Annotated in this window: 4 protein-coding genes; 2 read left to right on the plus strand and 2 right to left on the minus strand. The window is 42.9% G+C overall.

Going from position 1 to position 2,868, the window contains the following annotated elements; translation table 11 throughout:
* Positions 1-50: 50 nt before the first annotated feature.
* Both ACCM36_RS07680 and ACCM36_RS07685 read right to left on the minus strand, forming a co-directional pair.
* Positions 51-833: an archaellin/type IV pilin N-terminal domain-containing protein gene (locus ACCM36_RS07680; RefSeq protein ID WP_370573165.1), complete on the minus strand. Its 783-nt coding sequence runs from the start codon at positions 831-833 to the stop codon at positions 51-53.
* Positions 834-862: 29 nt separating this feature from the next.
* Positions 863-1,675: an archaellin/type IV pilin N-terminal domain-containing protein gene (locus ACCM36_RS07685; protein ID WP_370573166.1), complete on the minus strand. Its 813-nt coding sequence runs from the start codon at positions 1,673-1,675 to the stop codon at positions 863-865.
* Positions 1,676-1,836: 161 nt separating this feature from the next.
* Here ACCM36_RS07685 and ACCM36_RS07690 point away from each other — a divergent pair, with 161 nt between their 5' ends.
* Both ACCM36_RS07690 and ACCM36_RS07695 read left to right on the plus strand, forming a co-directional pair.
* On the plus strand, positions 1,837-2,613 hold the full coding sequence (locus ACCM36_RS07690) for a hypothetical protein (protein WP_370573167.1): 777 nt from the start codon (positions 1,837-1,839) through the stop codon (positions 2,611-2,613).
* Positions 2,603-2,868 (plus strand): hypothetical protein (locus ACCM36_RS07695; protein ID WP_370573168.1); only part of this gene is annotated, 266 nt, incomplete at its 3' end. The genes ACCM36_RS07690 and ACCM36_RS07695, both read left to right, overlap by 11 nt.

Here is a 2,868-nt window from a genome sequence, read left to right on the forward strand (position 1 = left end):
GTCCATAAACAATACAATGTTTCAATTATATTATTTATGCCAATATTCCTTTATGGATATAATTGTATGGTTTCCTTGGTACCGTAAGAAGAAGGAGTGACAAAATCTGCACTTGTTACTATTCCAGCTTCTGGGGTAAAGACAAGAGTTAGGCTTGTTCGTGGCTCAATATCTAATGATGAATCTTTCTGAGAACCACTAGTAGTTATAGGACCGATGGTCGTATACTCAAGGTCTGCACTCGAGACAGTTGATACATAGATAGTTACCAGATCTCCCGTATTCATAATAGGTGAACCTTGAGAAAACGATGTGTCTTCATCGCGGATCTTGGATACTGTGAAAAAGTACTTTGCATTATCTCCTGGAGATGATTGAGTAGCAACAAGTAGCTTTTCGAGATTAGTATCTGCGCTTGCACTGCTTGAGAAATTGCTCATTGCAGTACCGTACGATTTTTCATTGTTAGCATATATAAGATCATTAATGTTGGTCCCGTCAGATATGGAAATAACCAGCTGGTTAAGATCAACAGGAGAACTGCCGACATTAAGGCCGACCTTGATCTTCAGGAGAGATATATTCTCAGCCATGGATGTTGAACTATTCTTAGCTCTGACCCCATCTATGCTTTTTATAACCAGATTGGATGAAACTTCCTGAGTAGCCTGTTTTCCGGTAGCCTGTGCCTTTTGCTGCAACACACCGGATGTCTGGATGAGCACTGAGGCAGCGACTGCCGCTATTAGTACCATGGCTATGAAAATAATAAGAGTACCAATGCCGATCTGGGCACTGGTATCAGCTCTTATAGAGGATTCTTTTCTGGCCATTATGTTGCCTCTTTTTGCTCGTAGCCCTATCATGGGTACAACTGTACTGTTTCCTTCACACCATATGAAGACGGGGTAACGAAGTCTGCGTTCGTGGATACACCTGATTCCGGAGTAAGGATTATGTTAACTACACTCCTTGGAACAAGGTTCAGACCTGAAGACAGGGGACCGCCTGTAGTAGTGGTGGTTCCAACAGTAGAATAACCTGCAGAGTCTGCGGAGGCAGAAGTTGTGGCTATGTACATGATGACCATATCACCGGTGTTCATTACAGGATTGCTCTGGGAGAAAGAAGAATCTTCATCACGAACCCTGTCCACTGTAAAGTAATGGCTTGGATTAGCATAAGAGACACTGTTTATTGATGTTGTATTCATGAGCAGAGATTCCAAATTATCAGCTGCAGAGTCACCGAAATAGCCCATTACACCATTGGAAGCACCTACAGATGCATAAGATTTAGAATTGCCGGCATATACAAGGTTATTGGCTGTAGTTCCGTCAGTTATGGAGATCACTACCTGGTTAACATCCACCGGAGAACTGCCGACGTTCAATGCAACTTTTAATTTAAGCAGGTCGATGGTTGAAGACATAGCCGTAGCAGTGTTCTTTGCACGCACACCCTCAATGTTCTTAACCATCAGGTTGGATGAAACTTCCTGAGTGGCCTGCTTACCGGTAGACTGGGCTTTCTGCTGCAACGTACCGGATGTCTGGATAAGTACGGCTGCAGCCACGGCTGCAACGAGCACCATGGCAATGAAAATGATCAAGGTACCAATACCTACCTGAGCATGGGTATGGTCCCTCATGGTAAATGTCCTGTTTGCTTTCATATACAATCCTCTCATAAACTATTATAGCATACTTTAATATAAAAATAATAGTATAAATATTGATTGGTTGGAAAAAACAAACAAAAAACTTCAAATATCTCCTTGCGTAACAGATAAATATAAAATACACAATATATAATTATGCTCACCAGGGGATGGAAATGACAGCAGGACTGATACTCAATGCAACTATATGTTTTGCAATAACCGTTTCCTCATTCGCTTTTGCATGGGTGCTTGCAGGCAGTGAGGATAAACATAATGAGAAGAGCAAGCCTGCCCTATGGGCTCTGGTGGTGCTCTGGTCTTTAGTGGCTTTGACATATCTGCCTACCACAATTCGCATGGTAGCGGCATTTATTGGTTATCCTTTCCTGGAACTTATTATGTATAACCTTTCTGCCGTACCTTTTTCAATGGTTACGGTCCCTCTTGTTTTCTTTATACTATATATCATAACAGGTGACCAGAAGATCAGCGGCTATATATCATTCCTTTTTGTACTCTTTGGAGCGACATATCTGGCATTCCTCTACTCCAACGGCGTGATCGGGCCAACTGTCACCGGGTATTCCTCAATGTTCAGCATCAACAGTGATGTTGCCATTAACATATATCTTATAGGGCTTTTTGTGATCCCGACAGCGATGATATTGGGAATGCTGCTGCTGATATTCCTTCAACGTATGCCCAGGCGCCTGAGGTATCGTACAGCCTTACCGCTGGTAGCTATATCCTTTGTATTTGATTTCATGCTCACGGACATGATAACCGACGTAGGTGCCATGCAGATGGCAGCGAGGATCTTTGTCCTTATTGGAACTGTCCTGGCATTCCTTGCTTACTTCCCACCTGCGACTTTGCAGGAAACGCTTGGAATAAAGAGACCCCGGCATGAGATATATGAAGAGAAAGAGGAGGATGAAAATGACTCCTGATATAGATGTTGAGATGGAACAAAAAGTCGCTGACTTTTATCAGTCCCTTGGCATTAATCAGGGTCCTGGCGATATCCAGTACAGGCTCATCCTGCTCGTCCTTAACAAGAATGAAGGGAATGTAACTGAGTTCGCCGAGATCAGAGAGTACACTGATCGTTTTGCTGACAAAGGAAGCATTGGAAGTAAAATGAAAACGGTGTTCCAGCTTGAAGGATTGGTGGAGAAAGTAAAAAGAGGGGGATATGCAATAAC

It is taken from the genome of Methanomethylovorans sp. (assembly GCF_041305605.1).
In the GTDB taxonomy this organism is placed as follows: Archaea; Halobacteriota; Methanosarcinia; order Methanosarcinales; family Methanosarcinaceae; genus Methanomethylovorans.